A 17623-nucleotide genomic window follows, 5' to 3' on the forward strand; every position below is an offset into this window, starting at 1 on the left:
CAGATCACGCCAGTGGCGTTACTTCCTATACGACAGCAGAGGGAGAGATAGGCAGGCAGGGATGATTGCGAGCATTCATGGCATTCTTGAGGCACAGTGCGAGGACCAACTGATCGTCCGCGTGGGAGGTTTCGGGCTGCGTGTCTTTGTGCCAGCCTCGACACGCAATCGTTTCAGTACTCCCGGTAGTGAGGTCTCGCTCTATACCCACCTGCACGTCCGCGAGGACGGCCTGGCGCTCTATGGCTTCGCCGAGGAGGCCGAGCGCGATATGTTCGAGCTGTTGATCGGCGTCAGCGGTGTAGGCCCCAAGGTAGCCCTGGCACTGCTCTCGGCGCTCGACGCACCCACCTTCTATCGCGCCATCGCTCAAGAGGATGTGCAGCTGTTGGCCCGCGCCCCCGGCGTGGGCAAGAAGCTTGCCGGTCGTCTGGTGCTGGAGCTGAAGGGCAAGGTGCCGGCAGTAGCCCCAGGCACAGCCTCCGCCGCTGGTATCCGGCGCTCCGAGGTGCTGGAAGCCCTGGTCGGTTTGGGCTATAGTCCCGCTGCCGCCCAGGCGGCCATCGCTCGCCTGCCCCAGGACCAGAACCTGACGCTGGAAGAACAAATCACCCTGGCCCTGCGCTCCCTCGCCCGCGAACTCTGATCTGACTGACGGTCGTTGTAGCAGGTAGGATTCGCAGAAAACGCCTATTTTCTGGAGGATGCTGATGGCAACGGACGAATTGCTGCCGCCAGCATGTGCTTTCGCTGTCTCTGTCCTGGCTGAGTACGAGCAGGACCCCGAGGCCGTGCCCGAGGAGGCTGTCGAGGCAGCCCGGCAGCATATGGCCTCTTGCCCACGTTGCAAGGAAGCCTCGGCAGCGAGCGGCCCCAAGCGCAAAAAAAAGAAGGTACGGCGCCTCTCTCCTGTAGAGCCTCTGGCCGCCTCCGAAGGCAATGAGGCGGCAGTAGCCGCGCCGGCCCTGGCCAGTGCCGAGTCTTTCCAGGTGGCTCCCCCCGTCTCGCAGCCACCCGCTGGGCCAGGCTTCTCCTCTCCCTCGCCTGGTCCCGAGGCACCTGAGCAGACAATCCGCATTGCACCTCCCTCGGCTGGCGATGGCTTGATCGATTGTCAGCAGTGTCGTCAACTGCTGCCCGAGTACGCCGAGGCGATGGATAGCGGGCAGAATGTGGCTTTACTCTATCCAGAGGTTCAAGCCCATTTGCTTGTCTGCGACACCGGCTGTCTGGTATTGCTAGACCTCTTCCGTCAGGAGGCAAAGGCCAATCGCAAGTATCGGCGCCGCCCGGTGCGCGATCCGTTCCGCGTGATGTGGTGGCAGATGAGCGGCTTTTTCCGCGGCGGATTGGTCCCGATCTCCCCGCGTGCCCTGGCCTTCGGGACTTTGATCCTGATTTTATTGCTGACCTCTCTGACCGCATTCCTGGCGATTCGCTGGGATGACGCTCGCTATTACCATCCCCCCAATACGCATCTGTTGCCGACACCGGACGGTATCGGGCTGAGCGACGGGCTGAAGGTCTTTGATGCCTGTAACGCCGCAGGCTACCAGGATAAGCGACAGGCCGCTCAGGCGATGCAAGCGGGCAATAGCAAGAAGGCTGATGCCCTGCTCGCGGCAGCGGTGGAGATTAGCGATACCACGGGGTGCAACAGCGCCGAGGCGGCCATTTATCGAGAGGACCTGCGTGTGCGCCTCTCAGGCCACCCCTATGGCATCATTGTGGTGAGCTTCGATAGCGGTCCCGGTGTGGCCGACCCCCAGGGCGGTACCGATCGCCATATTCTCTACGCCGCCTATACCCAGGAGCTGGTGGGAGCCTATATCAGTCAGGAGCAGTACAATAGCGCGCAGATGAAGATTCCTGGCGCCCCTTTGCTGTACCTGGTGCTTGCCAACACAACAGGCGAGGAGGAGGGTGCGCTGCAGATCGCCAATGCTGTGGCGACGCTAAACGCGCAGGGGAACTTTGGTGACTTCGGGCTGCAGGTCACCGGACGTCCGCCCATCTTGGCCGTGCTGGGGCTGGCGCCAAGCCGTTTGACAGAGGTGGTGCTGCCGGTACTCTGTCGCGCCGGTGTTCCTCTGCTTGCCCCGACCGCTTCGGGTCTCTTCATCATTGACTTGCTCTCTCAGACCTCCCTCTATCGCCATTGCACCCCCGGCTTCGCTTTTATTCGCTTCTCGGCGGACGATTCGGCGCAGAGTCGGGCAGGAGCCGATTATGCCTACAATGAGCTGGGGGCTCGCAACGTGGCGATCTTCTATGACCCGAGCAATCCTTCCTCCAGTAGCTCAGCACACTATTTTAGCCAGTACTTCACCGCTCATCGGCATACACGCATCGTGGCTCAGGAGACCGCTGTGGCTAGCGGCCTGCTCGATGCCAATGGGCGCCCCCAAGCCTCGCGCGATGATTTGCTGGCCGGCCTCAAGGATGCCCTGCAGGCCCAGCCCCGTCCCGACCTCATCTTTGCGCCGCTGCTCTCTAACGATGTCATGACACTGGCGGAGGCAATCGCCCAACTGCCACGCAACCAGCAGCCGATTCTGCTGATCGGTGGCGAGTTCGTCCAGCCGACGGCCATCCAGAAGCTGGTGCCCTGGGTGCGTCAAAACCAGCTCACGCTGCCGCGCATCTATGTGACGGTCAGTAGCGCCGCTCGCCCTCCCAGCGGAGATAGCCCCTGGCCCAAGCAGTTCTACGCCGCTTTCTGCACGCTCTTTGCCTCACCAGGTAGCTTCTGTAGTGGGGCCGCAGCCCTGGACCAGGGCGCGCTGCTCTTCGGTGATGCGGTAGAGATGGTGGCCTTAAGCCTTGGCCCGGATCAACAGTCAGAGCAACAGGCCCAGAGCAGCCAGGGTCAGGCTCAGGCTTCTCCCGGCTTCCCTACGCCTGCCCAGCTCGTGCAGCGCATCAGTAACCAGAACTTCAACGGCGTGAGTGGCCCTATCGCACTGCATTTGTGGGATAATGTGCTGGTTACCAGCACACGCGCCGCACCGGCGATCCTGGTGCTGCAACAGGATGGCAGCATTCAGATTGCTCAGTAGCGGGAAGCAACAAGACGAGACCAGGCAGGGCCTCGACCCTTTCCTCCGCAGTCAGTACTGCCTGGTAAGAGAGAACAGGGGCGACAAGTCAGCCTCAGCTCACTTAGCTGGGGCCGTCGCCCTCTCCTCTCTCTGCTTCCTTCTCTTCCGTCCTGGCCGTTTCATTTGCCACTTTGCCTGGTCAAAGGACAGCCGCGTTCTTGCCCCCGCCCCAATCAGCCGGCTCACCAGGCCCCGATTACTGAGTGCGCCAGTCTCCCCTTGCCATCAGACCAGCCTGGTGACATGAGAAGAATGCCATACGCTCGGAGACGATGAAGATCAGGAAGGAGAGGAGGGAGGTTGAGGGGCAAGGCGAGAGTTTAAGGATAAGTGGGGAGCTGAGTAATGGAGCTATTAATTGTAACGTTGGCCCATATCAGGCCCGCCTACGAGCTTGACGCTCAGACGCAGGTGCGGCAAGTGACCGAGACCCTGCGTCCAACTCCCGGCTTGCTGGGCGTGCGCAGCTACACCAGCCGCGACAGGCGCTATCACCTGCTGCTCACCACCTGGGAGAATGAGGCAGTCTGGCAAAAAGTGCGCGACCGCTGCAGTCCCGCTCGCCTGCTGCAGGAGATGGCAGGCGCTCAGCTCATGGACACGCCAGAGCAGTGGGCAATGCGCTATATCTGGGGCTATGTGCGTCCGGCGGTAAGTCCAACTCTGGCCGTGGCTCTGCTGGCACGGGTGCATCCAGAGCAGGCCGAGACAATCGAGCAGCACTGGTTAGAAAGCCTCCATCGTCAGGCGGCGGAATTGCTGATGACCTCGGCATTTCTGGCACGCGGAGAGGAGGAGAACGGGACACCAGCCAGCGGAGGCCAGGAAAACGCAAGCCGGGAGCCGGCCTATCGGTGGGGGACAGTCTTCCTCAATTTCCTCACCTGGGCCAGCGAGATTGAGCAGGAGGAGTTTTATACTCAGCCAGGCTACCAGAATTTCAGCCTGCAGCTGCACCAGGCGGCACTCATCCAGATGCTGGCCCTGGAACAGCCCTGATGTCCCTGGCTCTTCTCCTCGCGGTTACCCTCGATCCAGCAGGAGAGAGGGCCAGGGCAGCGCCTGGAGCACCAGGCCCCACGCCCGTGAGAGGCCAGGCCGTCGGGTCGGCGCCGGCTCGCGCCCGGGCCTGGCCCGATAGCCGTCAGCGGCCCCCCTGGCCTTGGTCTCTGCGGCAGTAGCTCCCTAGTCACTGGAGCTTTCGGCCACCGGCCTGGCATAGTATTTCTGGAGCTCAGACCAGAGCAGGGCACGATCCCGCCACATGGCGGGTGTAAAGATATGGTACTCGCCATCACAGAGGGGCACCTGGGTGGAACAGACCCGATGAGGCGTCAGGCGGAAGCGAATGGTATCGTCGACCACTTCCACCCAGATATGGCGTCCCGTATAACCTGAACCCCATTTGAGGAGCACGAGCGTGTCGTATTCTTCAAAGCGCCCTCGCCCCTTGAGCAACTCACGATCGAGACGGCGCAAGAGCGAGGGAAGATCACTCTCTCGCATAATGCGCCGCGCGTTTTCACGGCGCGCTTGACGCTGAGCGTCTGCGTCAACTAACTCTTCCGACTGACTCATACTAGAAGCACTCAGCCGTCCTTTCTTCCATCGGAGAGCAGCGGATGATTCGAGTGAGACGCGTCTCCGCCCTTCCGCGGCTCAGCCTCTGCGACCCCGAATCTCCAATCATCTGTCTGCTCATCGTAACTCACCAGAGCCATCCCTCAAGGCTCTCCCCTAGAGAGGATAGCACAAAGAGGGAGGCTGCGGCCAGAAGCGGCCCAGAGCCAACCAGTCAGTCAGAGTGATCTTGTTCCTTCCGCTTCTAGGGTCGCAGACGCAGCTCGTAGTCGCTGCGCGCCTCCTCGCCGCTGAGAGCATGGACCAGCTCGCGCTTGCTCAACTCCCACTCCCAGCTGAGAGCCGAGAAAGGCAGGATAGTGGTGCTGGCCGAGAGAGGGAGCGCGGAGCCAAGGGGCTGATCGAAACAGCTGGCAACGTCGTGAGACGATGAGATGTAGTAAATATTATCGCTGGAACGCTTAGCGTTGCGCTTGGCTTCGGCGACCAGATAGCTGATTTCCTGCAGACTGTGAGCAAGATAGGGCTGGTTGTTGACGATGCCAATCGAGAGAGAGACGAGCGGGAACTGATAGGGACGTCCTTTGCGGTCAACGCCGCTGATCGTGCCACGCTTCAGATCTTCAGGTCGATAGAATGGTTGACTTAGCTCTTTGTAGGCCGCAATGATGCGGCAACTGAGCAGGCGGGCCCGGTCAGGCGTGGTGACCACGACAAAGTCATCGCCTCCAACATGGCCGACGAAATCCTCCAGGTTGCCATATTCATAGACCACGCGACGGCAGATGCGCCCTACCAGACGGATCAACTCATTGCCAGCAAGGAAACCGTAGGTATCGTTGAAGGCTTTAAAATTATCGAGGTCGAGGTAGAGGAGGCTCCACGGCTCCTGGCCAGTAAGCTTGCACTTGATAGTCATCTCAACCTGGAATGCCCCAGGGAGATCAATCAGCCTCGATAACATCACTTGCTGTACATGTCGTAGCTGCGTGCGCACACGCTCCAGAAATTCTTCGGAGTCAAAGGGAGTGGCGATATAATCATCTACCCCCATACGGAATGCACGCACCTTAGCGCCGGGGTCGCTGGCGGCACCAACGACAATGATAGGAATATACATGGTCCGCGCATGCGCGCGCAGGCACTGAATGAATTGCTCGCCGTCGCTGCCGGAGCTTGTCATATTGAGAATGACTAGCTGAGGCATTTTGCGCAGCGCGAACTGGATAGCATCCTCGCCGTGAAGGACAGTGACCGTATGATCTCCATCACTTTCCAGATGTTTCTGAAGGATGCAAGAGATCAGACTGTTGTCCTCGACGACTAACACATTGCCCATAAGTGCTCCTGCCTCTACGCTTCACTAGCACAACGAAAGCACATTTTACCTTTCACACCTGATCCTCACAGGAATAAAAACAGCCCTATGCGATGAGGTGTGACAGAGGTGCAGAGGTATCTGTGTAAGAGACCTCTAGGTTCGCTGCCCGGGGTGAGCATGCATGCCTACTGTGAGCATGCCTGCTTGCTCACCGCCTTTCTTTCTCCAGGCAGGATCAGTTGTTACAGATCGTAGACCCTGGCCACTGACGACCCCTGACGACAGGGCAAACGGGCAGCTCCCCGGGCACAGGGCGAGGACTAGGACTCATGCACCGCCACCACTATCTCTGCTCCCCTCGTCGATAAGGCAGCGCGCATGAGCAAGAGCATAGAGCAAACAGAGCAAATAATGTAGAGTTCAAATGTCTTCTCCTCCACCGCCCATTCAGCCAGCCAACGCACTGACTTTTAGCACGGACGGAAGCCCCACGTCAGCCGCGGCGATTTCTCGTCCCCTCGGCCTGGCTGTCAACATCCCGAAGCCCTGCAGAGCTGGACCCATGCTGCCCCTCACGGGTCCTGGCAACAGCGCCATACCTGCTTGCCCCATCATATTAAACGCTAGCACATAAAGCAAGCAGTGTCAACACATCAGAGATGAATTTTTCATCATCCACCTGAGCACGAGAAAGTTCAACATTTGTCTGCACGATCCAGTGTAATATCCCCAGATGGACCCGCAAAGAAAGTTCTAACAAATGTTCCTGTCATGTTATACAGAAGGAGATGTAAGATTATCCCTTCTTCCAAGAAGTGTCATGATGTCCTTGTAACGCAGCCTGTCTGGTTGTTAATCTCAGCTGGAGCGCTGGCGCCGCCAGTCCAGCTCTTTTTGCCCCCTGCTCATGCAGGTCCTTCCCCGGCTTCGCCTTCGCCTTCGGACGGCCACGACCTGCTGACCGGTCAGGTCAGGCCAGAGACGGCGAGTGGAGCCAGGGGCAAACAAGCCAGAAGGCTTGCCACGGAGAGAGAGGATTTCCAGGTTTTGCAGTTGACGTGCTGCTCGGCCTGCGCTAAGATAAAAGCGCCCATCCAGGCGCGAGAAACATCTAGCCAGTCTTGAAGGGGAGCCTATGGCCATATCCTCCGCACCGACCGAGCGCAGCGTGGTTTTCCCCAGCAAGGGACAGCCTTCTTTTATGCTAGAGGGCATTCTCCATTATCCCGGCCAGGCTCGTCAGGCCCCCGCCGCTGTGCTCTGCCACCCTCAGCCGGCCAGTAGTGATATGCAGGATGTGCTGACTTTGCTCCTGGCGCGACGCCTGGCCGAACAAGGTATGATCGCCCTGCGTTTCAACTTCCGCGGCGTTGGCCGTAGCCAGGGGCAACAGACCGATGGCCGCCTGGAGCCGCTGGATCTGGCGGGCGCCGTCGACTTTGTTTTGGCCCAGCCCGGAGTCAATCCAGCCAAGCTCTGCGTCATTGGTCACGCCTTCGGCGCCTATATCGCGCTGCAGTATGCTCCTTACGATCCGCGTATCCGCACAGTGGTGGCGATCAGCCTGCCGCTCTTCCGAGCTATCGGCGGCTTACCTCGTCAGTTTGAGCGCCCCAAGCTCTTTGTGACCGGCGAGTTCGACGAGGTCTGTCCGCTCTATAAGCTGGAGCCGTTCGTTGAGCAGCAGAAAGGGCCGAAGGGCATTAAGGTGATCACTGGCGCTCGCCATCTAATGCGCGGCTACGAGGAGCCGGCGATTGAGGCGATTACGCGCTATCTGATGCGCTGGGCCGAGATGCCCGATATTTGATTTGAGATCGAGTGCAGAGCCAAGCCCGCAGGCGCACCTCTCTTGCAATGCCTCTCCTCTCCCCTCCCTCGCTGCGGCGGCCTCCGGCAGGAGGGCCTGAAGGGATCAGCAGGTTTGGCTGCGCCCGCTTTTGGGTCTTACTCTCTTCAACCCTGGCGCAGGCTCAAACTCGCAGGTATGCCCGACTGGCTTGCCAGGCCTCATCTTGACCTTGACAGCAACTAGCGAGGGTGCTACCCTTGACAACGATGCGCCTTCGTTCCTGAACGAAGCCAGGAGCCGGTGGTCAGCCACTGCTTCTCTTAGTTGAAGCAGTGAGGATTCTGCCGCCAGGTCCCTTTGTCGCTGACCTCGACTGCGTTTGCTGGCGGGTTGTCTGGCTATGGGCCAGCAGCAGGTTTGAACAATGGCCCGGCTGCCGGGACATTCCAAGAGCATCCGCATGTTGTCCTTATGATGAGTCTAAGGAGGAGTTTGCGCTGTGGAGAGCGTTCATCCGATCCTCCTGGAAGCTTCGCTCCATGAGACCATTTGGGGAGGGCGGCGCCTGGAGGAGGATGGCTGGAAAAAGCTGCCTCCAGCAAAGCTGATCGGCGAAGCCTGGGAGACTGAGGTGAATACGCTGGCTCAGAACCCTCCCTATACTGGGAAAACGCTGGGTCAGCTGGTGATAGAGCTTGGGCCTTCTCTCCTTGGCCCACAGGCTGAGGCAATCTTCGGTCCGCGTTTCCCCCTGCTGGCCAAGTTCATTGACGCTCATCAGAAGCTGTCTGTGCAGGTACATCCCGATGATGCTTACGCTGCTCAGCACGAGGGCGGAAAGCTTGGCAAAACAGAATGCTGGTATATTTTGGCCGCAGAGCCAGGCGCGGCTATCGTCCACGGCTTTGCCACCCCCACCACTCGCTCCGCTGTGGCCACAGCTATCGAGAAGGTAGAGCTGGAGCAGCTTCTCCACGAAGAGCCAGTTCAGGCAGGAGATGTCATTTTCGTCCCCGCCGGAACGGTGCATGCCATCGGCGCCGGCATTCTACTCTATGAACTTCAGGAGTACTCTGATATTACTTATCGCATGTATGACTACGGACGCCTGACTGCCGAGGGGAAGCCGCGCGAGCTGCATATCGAGCGCGCACTGGCCGTGGCCCATTACGGTCCCTCAGCGCGCATTAAGGTCCGCCCGGTGACCCTGGCCGGCGGACCGGGCTACGAGGAGCGCTGTTTGGCCGCCTGCCGCTACTTCGTGATGCGCGAGTTAGCACTCAAAGGGGAGGCCCACGACCAGACGACAGGCAGCTGCCAGATCCTGTCGGCGCTGAGCGCTGAGGCGACGATCCACTATGGCCCCTCTCAGCAGCTCCACCTGACCTTCACACGCGGTCAGAGCGTCGTGCTACCAGCCGCCCTTGGTCCCTATTCTCTTGAGGGTCATGGACTGCTGTTGCGCTCCTACGTGCCAGCTCCCAATGACGCGGCCTGGTTGGCCTGGAAAGAGGCTAACCCAGAACTGGCCTGAGTTAGCGAGGCAGACAGACCGCTTGCTGGTGACCCGGCCCTTCCCCAGGCAGGAAGGAGGAGCGAGGCCGGGTTTGTCCGAGCTGACCATGCCCGGCCTGTCCCTGCGCGCCGGGCTGGCATCTAGTTGGCCCCAGGCTGGCCTCCTCGCTCGCGCCGCTTCTCATCCAGGTAGACAATGGTACCTTCCACGACACGCGGTTCATCGCGTGGCTCGCCTTCACTGGATCGGGGGAGAGGATCATTGTCGACAAGGCTGAATTCTCGCTGGAGCTGCTCGACGGTGGCCAGCACGTGCGCGACCCCGCGGAGCAGCTCAACGACTCTGAGAGCAGCGAAGAGCACCACCCAGAGCACTAATCCGAGAAGCAGGGTGATGCCTCCCCCAATCAGGCCGTTGAGCAGACTCTCATAGATGACACCAGCGAGTAGGGGGAGCCAGTAGAAGCGGACCACTACCCGGAGCAGCCAGTAGAGGAACCAGAAGACCGCCTTGATGGGGTCTGCCGGCATTTCCCAGGGTGGTATCCATTGTAAACGACGATTTTTTCTTTTCATGTTCACGGTGCCAGGTGCGCTGCTGGTCCGTTCTGTCTTCTTTCATGTGACCCTGCGCTGCTCCGACCTCCGGATCAGCAACAGCACGGGCAGTTCAGCTTTGTCTATGTCAAGCCAGCAAGGATGAGCAAGAGGAGAGGGGCACCGCTCTGATGCTGACATCATTGTAACAGCCAGCAGGCGACAGCGCCAGTGCCCCAGCTCCTCTCACTTGCGCCTCCAGTACACTTGTTTCCAGAGTGAGGCCTGCTCGGGCCCCCGGTGATCATCTTCCCGTCCCATCGTTCACCAAGAGCAGAATTTGATTCGCCCCCGCCGCCGTCTGCAAAAGATTCACATCCACCTCTTTCGATATAGAAGTCTCTAGATGCAGGGGGCCGTAGGACGGCGTATAAAGGACGGTGCGATAGGACCAGATGCGCAGCAGCAGGTTGACAGGGATCGCTGCCTTATCAGCCAGAGCGAAGGTCACGAGGAGCCTCTCTCCAGCCTGCAAGCGGTTAAAAGTACAGGTCGTCTGCAGACTTTGAGAAGAAGGCGAGGCCCCGGCAGCAGCTACGAAGCGATAGGCATAGGTAGTATTGAGCACAGGCGAGACACTCTGTCTGATCTGCCAGGAGGAGACAAGCCAGGTGGTAGCCTGAGTCTGAGAGCTATTGGCCAGCGTGAGAGGCAAAGCCTGCTGTGAGAGTGCCTGTAGCTGGTTGAGCTTCCAGGGAGAGGCCAGGGCAGAGGCAGCAGCCTCCGGTCCTGGCTCGACCACATAGAGGGAAAATGGCAGGCCTCCCGGACGTGGGAGTCGGCTCACCAGCGTGGCATGCCCAAAACGTTCCAGCAGAGCCGTCACCCAGGGATCATAAGGCCCTACGAGCATGACCGCGCGTTCCGTTGGCAGGAGCAGACAGTGGGCATCAAAGAGAGTGACGGGTGTCCGCATCTGGCGACTGAGGAAGAAGACAGCGGTGCGCGTGGCGTCATCTACCGTGATGTAGGCATGCGACAGATGCTCCTGTTGGGCAAGCTGATCAGTAGCAGCGAGGGCCTGCTGTAGCGAGGCAAGGTCATTATGATACGGATAGGGTGGAAAGGAACGATCATCGAAATGGCCTTCAAGGGTATCAAGAACGCTCACAGCCGCGGCCAGACTCTGAGCCACCACGAGCATCCCCACCAGAAGATAGCCGGCCAAACGTAGACGCCGCAGCCAGCCCTCTTGCCGGCGCAGCCAATCAAGGCTACGTGCCGCCGCGATACCGATCAAGAGAAATGGACCAGGCATCAAGAACAACAAGTATTGGGTATGAAGTTCTCCTCCATAGTGCAAAAAGACTAACAGAGGGATAAGCTGCCAGACGAGCAAGATCAGCGCTCCACAACGCTGGCCATCTGCGCGTAAGTCCTCCCAACCTTCACGCAGCCGCTGCCACCAGCGGCCAAGCCCTTCCACCACAGGCTGTCTGCTCTGCTCAACCGAGCCAACTCGCCAGCGCCCAATTACGACCAGCAGCCAAAAGGCCGCCAGGATCAACAGGCCAGGCATAGCCAGCTTGAGCCATGAGAACAGGCGATGCAACGGCAGTAGAAGTGTATCACTTCTATTGGGAAGTTGATCGTATGGAATGATGAAGAGACGATAGATGCGCAGCGCTTGAAGAGAGAGGCCACTCGTCTGATGATTGGAGAAACTGAGGGTAGAGCGCAAATCCTGCAGGCCCGAGAGCAGTAGCCAGAGTAGCGATGGCATAAACACTACCAGGAGAATCAGACCAGCCAGCAGGCCATCGCGCCAGCGCACTGTCCTGGGAACAAGCACGACACAGAGCAGGAGCGGAAGCGCTAGCAAGAGATTGACCTCGTGGGCCTGGTAGAGAAGCGCTAGCCAGAGCACAGCCCACCCAAACCAACCTGACCGTCGCTCCACGGCTCCCCGGAAGAGTGCCAGTAAAAAGAGCAAGACAAAAGGAGCGGCTATATTTGGCTGCCAGATAAAACGGGCATATTTGACTGTCAGTACAGCAGAAGCATAGAGAAAAGACCCGATTGTAGCAGCCAGGCGACCATAATAGCGGTATAAGAAGAAATAGGTTAGCAAGACGGCCAGGACATTAAGGAGAGCAATAAGCACGGCGGCCCAGAGCGGGTTAGCGCTCAAGGCCGCGGGCAGCATTAACAGGTAGACCACACCGGGCGGATGCTGCGAGCCTATCGAGCCAGTATTGCTCGTCACTGGCAGCAGGCCCTGATGGACAGCATCGTAGGCCATCCGAAAGAGCGTGGCCTGATCATCATCAAACTCAGTCTGATTGAGGCCGTAGAGCCGCAAGGCCGCAGCGAGTAGCAGCAGGCCCAGGACTTCAGGATTCAGCAGCCAGGACCACCAGGAGCGCCGCCGCTCAGAGCGCCCCGGTGGCTGCGGAACTACCCTCCCCTGATGGTGGGCCGGTAAGGGAGCCAAGCGCATCAAGTGTCCTCCTGACACTAGCGAGATCGGGATCAATGCAGACCGTCTCGGCGCGTGGGATACCGGTCTGATAATCCTTGAGCAAATTACCGGTGAGGATAGCAACCACGCGCTCATTTGGCTTGATTATACCAGCCCTGACAAGCTTGCGAATGCCGGCTAGCGTTGCCGCGGAAGCAGGTTCGCAGCCAATACCTGCGCGGTCAATAACGGTCTTCGCCTCTAGGATTTCTGGATCACTGACCTCCTCGACGAGGCCCGCACACTCCTCGATCACCAGGCGAGCGCGGGCGTAACTGACAGGGTTGCCAATCTTAATGGCGCTCGCCACTGTCTGAGCCTGGACAGCGTGCCGGCGGGCAAAGCCCTCTCGGTAGCTCAAGTAGAAGGGATTGGCTCCGGCGGCCTGGATAGCAGCCAGGCGCGGCAGATGGCCGATCAACCCTAGCTCGCGTGCCTGACGGAAAGCCTTACCCAGCGCTGAAGTATTACCCAGATTGCCAGCCGGCAGCACCAGCCAGTCGGGAGCCTGCCAGTTGAGCTGCTGCAGCAATTCAAAGGCGATCGCCTTCTGGCCTTCGACGCGGAAGGGATTGAGCGAATTGAGCAGATAGATACCTGATTCGTCACAGACCTGCTCAACAAGCTGCATGGCGGCATCAAAATCGCCATTGATCTGGACCATAGAGGCCCCATAGGCTAGCGTCTGCGCTAGCTTGCCCCCAGCAACCTGGCCAGCGGGGAGAAAGACCAGCGCCCGCAGGCCCGCCAGAGCGGCATAGGAGGCCAGCGAGGCCGAGGTATTGCCGGTGGAAGCGCAAGCGACAGCCCGCGCCCCCATCAGGCGCGCCATTGTGACGCCCACCACCATCCCGCGGTCCTTGAAGCTCCCCGTAGGATTCTCGCCCTCGTGCTTAAGATAGAGCTGGGAGAGGCCAGCATACTCACCAATGCGGCGCAGACCAGGACTGGCCTGCGTCTCCTGCTGCTGGTCGCTGCCTACCGCGTATAAGGTCGTATTGCCTTCCGCCCGCGAGATCACGGCCTCTTCAGGGATGGGCAGAATCAGCTCACGGTAGCGCCAGACGCCACTACGCTGCACAGTAGCGGCCCCAGGCGTGCCCGGCACCAGCATGGCACGCTCAGCAAAAAGCTGGCGCCAGGCGGCAGCCTCCCCGGAAGCCTGTTGAGCCATTCCAGCCTGGGCAGCTAGCGGCCTGGGTAAGAGGAGAGGGATCTCCACATCGAGTACCTCTCCGCAATCGCAACGATAGCGCGCCGCCCGCCCCGGCTCCAGCACGGGATAGAGTGCCTGGCACCCCACGCAGCGCAGGCGTACCTGTTCCAGCGCCTGCCGGACGGCGGCAGCGAGCTGAATCTCCTCTTGATGATCGATTCTAGCGTCCAAGCGATCCCTCCTTGAGCGGTCGGGCGGGCGACCAGCAGAATTGATCTTCATAGTAGCGAGCACGCGGACGGCGCACTCGATGATGACGAGGATTGATCACCCGCGCCCCATGCTTGTCAGCCCGCAGAATCATCCCGGTTCCTTCCACGCCGCGGGCACGCGCGGCCTCCTGCATCGCGCGCAGAATCTCCTGGAAACGCGAACTTGCAAGAGCAATCAGAGAAGAACCGCCGCCGGAAAGAGAGGCGCCGTAAGCCCCGGCAGCTACCGCAGCCTTAATAATATCGGGCATGGCCGGAAAGAGGGCCTGCCGATAGGGCTGATGCAAACGATCCTGCATTGCCTCTCCAATCAGCTCATACCGTCCCGTTTGCAGAGCTGAGAGGAGCAACGCCACGCGCCCGGTATTGAAGGTCACATCATCCTTGGGATAGCTGGAAGGGAGCAGTTTACGACCGGCCAGCGTATCCATTGAGAACGAGGGAGTGAAAATGACCGCCTTCAGAGCATCCGGGAAGGGAGTCTTGACCGCATGGATCTTGCCATCCTTGACCGTGGTCGCCACCAGCCCGCCCAGGAGGGCCGGGGCCACATTGTCAGGATGATTCCCTTGCTCGTTGGCCACTGCCAACTCCAAAACCTCCTGCTCAGAAAGCATCAGACCCCGCAGACGCAGAAATTCGCTGGCCGCCACAACGCCGCCAACGGCTGCAGTGGCGCTGCTACCCAGTCCAGCCCCCGCAGGGATCTGAATGAACATCCGAATGCGTACCGCTGGCGGTTCTATTCCTTTCGAAGCAAAAACTGAGGAGAAAGCGCGGAAGAAGAGATTTTCAGGACCAGTGGGAAGCCCTGCTCCCAGACTACCCTCGATCTGGATGACAGGATGCTGCGGATCATTGCCACCCTCTACAACCTCAAAGCGATTGTAGAGCTGCAAGGCCAAACCAAGGCTATCGAATCCCGGCCCCAGGTTAGCCGAGGTGGCCGGTACGAGCACAGTAAAAGCGACAGGAAATACCGGTGCCATCGCCACGGGCCTCCTGTCTTTCAGCTGCAAGACCTTCCATTGCTCTCAGCATCTCCTTTCTGTCTGCTCTGTCAGCAGACAAGAGTGGCTTTTATTGTATCACGCTCTCGGGCTACTCGTCAGTAGCCCCAATATCAATGCGACACAACACGCCTGGGAGCGAGAGGAGGCGTCTTCCCTCCTCCCTATACTTCTGCTCCGGCTCAGACCTCAACCACTCCTAAAGCCATACGCCCCTGGTCGGCGAGCGTGACTATCGCAGGCGGGAACAGGAAGAACAACCCTGCTCAGCTCCCTCTGTAGCGTCTCCTTACCTACTCGTAGACCGGCGTTAACCAGTGGCGATACTTGTCGTTCTCACCTCGACAGGCCGCCAGATAGAGGGCTTGCAACTTCATCGTAAAGGGACCAGGGCGCCCGCTCCCAATCGGGCGGTGATCAACACTGATGACCGGTGAAACCTGGACGCCCGTCCCACAGAGGAACATCTCTTCGCTGGCATACAGCTCCGTGCGATCAATGCGTCGCTCTTCAACGGTCATGCCGAATTCATCGCGCACCAGCTGAATCAAGGTGTTGCGCGTGATTCCTTCGAGAATATCTTCAGAAGGTGCCGGAGTAGCCAGTTTGCCGTTGCGCAAAATGAAGAGATTGCAGGAACTGCCTTCGGAGACATAGCCATCGTGCGTCAGCATAATGGCCTCGTCAAAGCCGCTAGCCAGTGCATCTTCGGTCGCCAGGGCACTGTTGACATAGCCGCCTGTCACTTTGGCTCTCACTGGCATAGCGTTGCTGTTGGCTCGTCGCCAGCTCGATGTACAGACCCGCAAGCCCGATTCGATGTCCACATAGTTGCCCATGCCGAAGGTATAGATAGCAAACTCATCTTTGAGACCAGTCAGGCGCGGCTTGACCGTCAACGAAGCCTTGTAGGCGATCGGTCGAATATAGACATCCTGTCGATAGTTATGCTTGCGCAGCAGTTCAATTGTGATACGCTCCAAATCCTCGATTGAATAGGGGAGGTTGAAGCGCATCACGTTCCACGAATGCATCATTCGCTGGTAGTGTTCGCGCATTTTCAGCACGTAGAGCTGCTCATGATTCGGATTCCAGTAGGCGCGGATGCCCTCAAAGCAGGCTGTGCCGTACTGAAGGGCATGAGTAGCAATACTAACCTTGGCCTCAGCGATTGGCACAACGCGGCCCTCGAAGAAGGCGTAGCCCTCCAGCGGGTCCTGAATCGAAACTTTCTGCGGCGTGGCTTCCTGAGAACTCTGTGTCTGCGTCACGACCTCACTCCTTCGATCGATAGCAACCAAGTGGTGGGGAGGAAGAACCGCCCCACGCGCAAATAAGCGAATAGAACAGTAAAAAGGAAGAAGGCGCAAGGGTGTGCCGCTGAGACCCATGACGGACACACCCTTGCGGGCCAGAAGCTCTCTCTTGACCGCCGGTTCTGCCTGGTCTGCTGGTTGCTGGTCCCGCGCTGGACAGGGCTGGGCTGGAGCGGAGCGTGCTCTTCCCAGCCGGGCAGGGCGGCAGCGATCTCAGATCGCTGAAGGCGTCTCCAGGCTGCTTTCGACGATATAGATCAGATCGTCGTCGGTCACATACTTCTTCTCATCGGCCAGCGCGATGAAGCGCGCATAGGCCTTCTTCAGCTGCTCAGCATTCAGGCGGTAGCCGAGCTGGCGCAGGCGGGCATCGAGACCGTGGCGCCCGGAATGCTTGCCGAGCACCAGGCGCGTATCATCCCAGCCGACCGACTGTGGCGTCATGATCTCGTAGGTCAGGCGGTTCTTCAGCACGCCATCCTGATGGATGCCAGCCTCATGAGCAAAGGCATTCTGGCCCACAATTGCCTTATTCGGCTGCACCGGGATACCGGTCAGGCGACTAACCAGCTGGCTGGCCGCCACAAACTCACGGGCATTGATACGCGTATCGGCCTGGAAGACATCCGGGCGCGTACGCAGGGCCATCACCACTTCCTCCATCGCTGTATTACCGGCACGCTCACCGATGCCATTGATGGTCACCTCCACCTGTCGAGCACCGCCACGGATCGCCGCCAGGGTATTAGCTGTAGCCAGGCCAAGATCGTCGTGGCAGTGCGCACTGAGCACCACTTCGTCCATGCCCGGCACGCGCTCGCGCAGGTAGCGGAAGAGCATCTCATACTCATGTGGCATCACGTAGCCGACCGTATCGGGCACATTGATCGTCGTGGCACCCGCCTTAATGGCCAGCTCGAAGACGCGGCAGAGATAGTCCCAGTCACTGCGCGTGGCATCTTCTGCCGAGAACTCGACCCGCGGGCAGAGATTGCGCGCGTAGGTCACCATTGTCTTGACCTGCTCCAGGGCCTCCTCGGGCGTGATCCTCAGCTTATACTTCAGGTGGATATCAGAGGTAGCCAGGAAGACATGAATCACCGGCTGGTCCGCCTCGCGGACGGCTTCCCAGGCCGCATCGATATCCTCGGTATTGGCGCGTGCCAGGCCGGCAACGGCCACATCGTGGCCACGCACACGCTGAGCGATGGCCTTCACCGCAGCCAGGTCGCCGGGTGAAGCAGCCGGAAAGCCAGCTTCGATGATATCGACGTTCAGGCGCACAAGCTGCTCAGCAACTTGCAGCTTCTCCTCGGTCGTCATGGTGGCGCCAGGCGACTGTTCACCGTCACGCAGAGTCGTGTCAAAGACGCGAATTACCGAAGGATCTCCCATTGTTGTTGTTCCTCCTTGTGACCATTCACCGGGCGACGAGAGGCCATTTGTCGGCGTCCCGCCACCCGTAGTGCAGGCAAGCCGATGAGCGCGCCGGCGGCCAGGC

At 59.5% G+C, this 17623-nt stretch carries 13 protein-coding genes; 5 read left to right on the forward strand and 8 right to left on the reverse strand.

What is annotated here, in order from left to right; translation table 11 throughout:
* Positions 1-61: 61 nt before the first annotated feature.
* From ruvA to A4R35_RS06735, 3 genes are all read left to right on the forward strand, one after another.
* Entirely contained in the window at positions 62-646 is a 585-nt protein-coding gene (ruvA, locus tag A4R35_RS06725; protein ID WP_112427741.1) for a Holliday junction branch migration protein RuvA, read from the forward strand.
* Between the two features lie 64 nt (positions 647-710).
* The gene (locus A4R35_RS06730) at positions 711-3059 is read left to right on the forward strand and encodes an ABC transporter substrate-binding protein (RefSeq protein ID WP_189361418.1); all 2349 of its coding nucleotides are present in this window, start codon (positions 711-713) and stop codon (positions 3057-3059) included.
* Positions 3060-3446: 387 nt separating this feature from the next.
* Positions 3447-4100, forward strand: a complete 654-nt coding sequence (locus tag A4R35_RS06735; RefSeq protein WP_112427745.1) for a hypothetical protein — start codon at positions 3447-3449, stop codon at positions 4098-4100.
* Positions 4101-4286: 186 nt separating this feature from the next.
* On the opposite strand, the gene A4R35_RS06740 is transcribed toward A4R35_RS06735, so the two are convergent.
* Positions 4287-4679 (reverse strand): hypothetical protein, encoded by a 393-nt coding sequence (locus A4R35_RS06740; protein ID WP_112427747.1) that lies wholly within the window; start codon positions 4677-4679, stop codon positions 4287-4289.
* 247 nt (positions 4680-4926) lie between these two features.
* The gene (locus A4R35_RS06745; protein ID WP_112427749.1) at positions 4927-6021 is read right to left on the reverse strand and encodes a GGDEF domain-containing response regulator; all 1095 of its coding nucleotides are present in this window, start codon (positions 6019-6021) and stop codon (positions 4927-4929) included.
* 1117 nt (positions 6022-7138) lie between these two features.
* Here A4R35_RS06745 and A4R35_RS06750 point away from each other — a divergent pair.
* The gene (locus tag A4R35_RS06750; protein WP_112427751.1) at positions 7139-7813 is read left to right on the forward strand and encodes an alpha/beta hydrolase; all 675 of its coding nucleotides are present in this window, start codon (positions 7139-7141) and stop codon (positions 7811-7813) included.
* A gap of 481 nt (positions 7814-8294) precedes the next feature.
* Entirely contained in the window at positions 8295-9329 is a 1035-nt protein-coding gene (locus tag A4R35_RS06755) for a type I phosphomannose isomerase catalytic subunit (RefSeq protein ID WP_112427753.1), read from the forward strand.
* Positions 9330-9451: 122 nt separating this feature from the next.
* Here A4R35_RS06755 and A4R35_RS06760 read toward each other — a convergent pair whose 3' ends face one another.
* The 6 genes from A4R35_RS06760 to A4R35_RS06785 form a co-directional block, all read right to left on the reverse strand.
* Positions 9452-9886: a hypothetical protein gene (locus A4R35_RS06760; protein WP_146747132.1), complete on the reverse strand. Its 435-nt coding sequence runs from the start codon at positions 9884-9886 to the stop codon at positions 9452-9454.
* A gap of 265 nt (positions 9887-10151) precedes the next feature.
* Positions 10152-12347, reverse strand: coding sequence for a glycosyltransferase family 39 protein (locus tag A4R35_RS06765; RefSeq protein WP_112427757.1), 2196 nt, complete (start codon positions 12345-12347; stop codon positions 10152-10154).
* Positions 12280-13755, reverse strand: a complete 1476-nt coding sequence (gene thrC, locus A4R35_RS06770) for a threonine synthase (RefSeq protein ID WP_223258234.1) — start codon at positions 13753-13755, stop codon at positions 12280-12282. The genes A4R35_RS06765 and thrC overlap by 68 nt, the downstream gene beginning before the upstream one ends.
* Positions 13745-14785, reverse strand: a complete 1041-nt coding sequence (gene thrB / locus A4R35_RS06775; protein WP_112427759.1) for a homoserine kinase — start codon at positions 14783-14785, stop codon at positions 13745-13747. Before thrB ends, thrC begins: the two co-directional genes overlap by 11 nt.
* 314 nt (positions 14786-15099) lie before the next feature.
* The gene (locus tag A4R35_RS06780; RefSeq protein WP_223258235.1) at positions 15100-16077 is read right to left on the reverse strand and encodes a branched-chain amino acid transaminase; all 978 of its coding nucleotides are present in this window, start codon (positions 16075-16077) and stop codon (positions 15100-15102) included.
* Between the two features lie 258 nt (positions 16078-16335).
* Positions 16336-17517, reverse strand: a complete 1182-nt coding sequence (locus A4R35_RS06785) for a 2-isopropylmalate synthase (protein ID WP_112427763.1) — start codon at positions 17515-17517, stop codon at positions 16336-16338.
* Between the last annotated feature and the right edge of the window lie 106 nt (positions 17518-17623).

Source organism: Thermogemmatispora tikiterensis (assembly GCF_003268475.1).
GTDB lineage: Bacteria > Chloroflexota > Ktedonobacteria > Ktedonobacterales > Ktedonobacteraceae > Thermogemmatispora > Thermogemmatispora tikiterensis.

Excerpts from the sequence above, each read along its gene's own strand:
- A4R35_RS06730 (WP_189361418.1), top strand. The coding sequence starts at position 711 with ATGGCAACGGACGAATTGCTGCCGCCAGCATGTGCTTTCGCTGTCTCT.
- thrB (WP_112427759.1), bottom strand. The coding sequence starts at position 14,785 with ATGGCACCGGTATTTCCTGTCGCTTTTACTGTGCTCGTACCGGCCACC.
- A4R35_RS06760 (WP_146747132.1), bottom strand. The coding sequence starts at position 9,886 with ATGAAAAGAAAAAATCGTCGTTTACAATGGATACCACCCTGGGAAATG.
- ruvA (WP_112427741.1), top strand. The coding sequence starts at position 62 with ATGATTGCGAGCATTCATGGCATTCTTGAGGCACAGTGCGAGGACCAA.
- A4R35_RS06745 (WP_112427749.1), bottom strand. The coding sequence starts at position 6,021 with ATGGGCAATGTGTTAGTCGTCGAGGACAACAGTCTGATCTCTTGCATC.
- A4R35_RS06750 (WP_112427751.1), top strand. The coding sequence starts at position 7,139 with ATGGCCATATCCTCCGCACCGACCGAGCGCAGCGTGGTTTTCCCCAGC.
- A4R35_RS06740 (WP_112427747.1), bottom strand. The coding sequence starts at position 4,679 with ATGAGTCAGTCGGAAGAGTTAGTTGACGCAGACGCTCAGCGTCAAGCG.
- A4R35_RS06785 (WP_112427763.1), bottom strand. The coding sequence starts at position 17,517 with ATGGGAGATCCTTCGGTAATTCGCGTCTTTGACACGACTCTGCGTGAC.
- A4R35_RS06765 (WP_112427757.1), bottom strand. The coding sequence starts at position 12,347 with ATGCGCTTGGCTCCCTTACCGGCCCACCATCAGGGGAGGGTAGTTCCG.
- A4R35_RS06735 (WP_112427745.1), top strand. The coding sequence starts at position 3,447 with ATGGAGCTATTAATTGTAACGTTGGCCCATATCAGGCCCGCCTACGAG.